General features: G+C 41.8%; 3 protein-coding genes. All 3 read right to left on the bottom strand.

Going from position 1 to position 2,622, the window contains the following annotated elements; genetic code table 11:
* The coding region (locus tag LHW48_07645) for a hypothetical protein (GenBank protein MCB5260329.1) at positions 1-251 on the bottom strand (251 nt) is incomplete at its 3' end.
* Positions 232-2,337 carry a hypothetical protein gene (locus LHW48_07650; GenBank protein MCB5260330.1) on the bottom strand — a complete coding sequence of 702 codons (2,106 nt, stop codon included), beginning with the start codon at positions 2,335-2,337 and terminating at the stop codon, positions 232-234. The genes LHW48_07650 and LHW48_07645, both read right to left, overlap by 20 nt.
* A partial coding sequence (locus LHW48_07655; GenBank protein MCB5260331.1) for a hypothetical protein occupies positions 2,324-2,622 on the bottom strand: 299 nt, incomplete at its 5' end. The genes LHW48_07650 and LHW48_07655, both read right to left, overlap by 14 nt.

Here is a 2,622-nt window from a genome sequence, read left to right on the forward strand (position 1 = left end):
CCGCATACAATCCCGATTTGATTCTTTCTGGACCATGCAGCAACTTCTGGTAACCAATCATGAGGCACCGCAAACTCCGGCAACACAAACAAATCACACTTCTGGAATCTTACTTCATTGAGCAATCGATGTAATTCTGTTAACCTGCGATCAGATAGGTTTGGATGCTTGTCCTCTTGATAACTGGCCCTGATGTTAGTTTCGTAAATTCTGATGTTTGCCAATGCTATGTTAATGTTCTGTTTTGCCATGGCTCTGTCCCTTACAGTCTATTATTTCATGATCCCGTCTCAAAAGATTCCCAGGTTGCTGCTTGTGAGAACTCATAGTGACATCATTCCCAATGATACAAATGCAGTTGCCGGACTTACATTCAGTGATAAGTTCCTTTCCAAATGAGTCGTTAAAGTCATCCTTGGATAACTCAAATGGCTTGATTTTACTCTCTTTGCTTAGGCAATTTCTATAATGCGCAAGCAGGTATTCGTGCATATGTATGAACCTCGGTGAGAATTTGATCTTGTCTTTGTCTAAGCGGCAATTAAATATGCTATCCTTGTTTAAACTACAGAATAGCATTCCCTTGTAATCGGAATACTCTAATAGAGGGTATGAGATGTGTTCGGATCTCATCAAGCATACTTGCCTGATCTGACATGCTAAACCATAGGGTAGTCCAGATTCTTCCCCGGCCTCATCTACCTTTGTTAAGGCCAGAGCCATGGCTGATGAGATTCTTAAATACTCGATAAGATGCTTTTTTATCTCGCTCTTAGCAGTATCGGAGCATTTAAAATGGCCTCCTTCATCGACACTAATTTTCTGTATCACTGCTATGACTGATTCATTCAGTTTTAGTAATGAGTCCAGGCGGCCGGTTAAAACCATTAGCGTAGATAGCTTCTCCCACAGCATTTGGTTACTCAGCAGATTGATCCCCTGAAACAGAGCCTCAATGCTCTTTATCATATGTCGGGTTTTTGGGGTAGAGATTGTGGAAGACTTCGCAAGCATCATGATCTTTGATAGCTCTTTCAAGACCAAATTTGTGTTGTTTGGTTTTGAGAAGAGATCTCTGAACTTCGTAGGTTTGATGATGTCTGATGCACCAAAAAATGCCCTGTCAAGCTTCTCGGGTATTATATCCGTAGGCATTATCCTAAGATCTGACACATTTCTCAATAACTCCCTCTTCATGTTATCCAGCACTGACTTACTTTGCTTCTTTTTGACCAAGAAGACACAGAATTTCTTTTGTTGTACCGTAATTTCCCTTTCATCTACTATAGAATATGTGCATTCTGAAATGCCATTAGATTCGCTATCTTGTTTGTGTAGAATACCAGTTTTCAGGAAATACCAATATATCAAAGTCTCAGCCTTGATCTCTGCAGCTTTGCTCACTTTCCTCAGAAATGCATCGGTGGTTCTCAGGACTATCAGAACGTCGTCTACATATCTCCCATAATATACAGGCTGGAGAGTTTCCAATATCACATCGTCAAGCTTACTCAAGTGGAAATTACATAAGACCTTGGATGAGCATAATCCTATCGGCAAAGCTGGGTTTTTATCATCAGCACGCGCATACTCACTTGATAATTCTTCGACTTTTTTCCAGTATGCCACATAAATATCCAGGATATAGATTGTCAGGCTCGTCATAAGAATCTTCATGTCATCATCGTAAGATGATTTGGCGATACAGCTTTTAACCTTACTCCATTCTGGTCTGATGTTGTAGTAGCATTTCTTGATATCAAGAGAAACCACCGTCACACTATCCCGCATGATTACAGAATCCATGGCGGAAAAAGCACCATCCCGCCATTGGCTATATTGGGTAACAAAGAACTTGAACAATCTTGTAGCTGAGCCACTCGATGTTAATTCTTTGATGGATTCATCAATCCTATTGCCAAAGCAAGAATCGCTCAATCGTTCATCGAGTAGTGGCCCCACAAGCATGGTCCATAAGGTATCTATCAAATGAAGCTCAATAGGACAGTCTATGAGCCAGTTTACTTCTTCAATATTATAGCTATCAAAGATGCTCTCATTGCTAATAAAACAGGATTCATCATCTGTATGGGTGGGGCTCGTAATCTTCTTGGGGATGATCTTATAATCGATATCGCCAAGTAGCTCATCAATTTTGTTGGGGTCGCCACTAAGCAGCCAATCCAGCGACCGCAATTTTTCTTCTAGATTCGATATTCCCACTTCACTTTCGTATTCTACCAGTCTTTTCTTCAGGTATAGGTTGTACGTTTCGTGGTATGCTTCTGACTTCAGCAGTTTGTAGGCTCTGACGATCAGGTCTTTATAGAGTTCCATGTGTTCCTCGATTACTTGTTGATTGCTCGTCAGCCGGCTTGCTTTGATCCAGATATTGCACGGGCTTGTCGGTTTGAGCCAGGAGTTTTGCCAATTGACCTTTGGGATCAGCATATCCGATCACGATCTGATCGGCAAGTTCCAGGATAAGTTTATTACGGATCAGGCAGGTTTGAGGGGTGACGGCAGTAACTGATTCATCAAAAGGGCTGATGATCAGCAGATTCCCTCTATCCAGCCTGGCCTTGATCTCCGGTTGCCAACGTGTGTAAAAGCCACGAGCCA

The organism is Candidatus Cloacimonadota bacterium (genome assembly GCA_020532355.1).
Lineage (GTDB): Bacteria > Cloacimonadota > Cloacimonadia > Cloacimonadales > Cloacimonadaceae > UBA5456.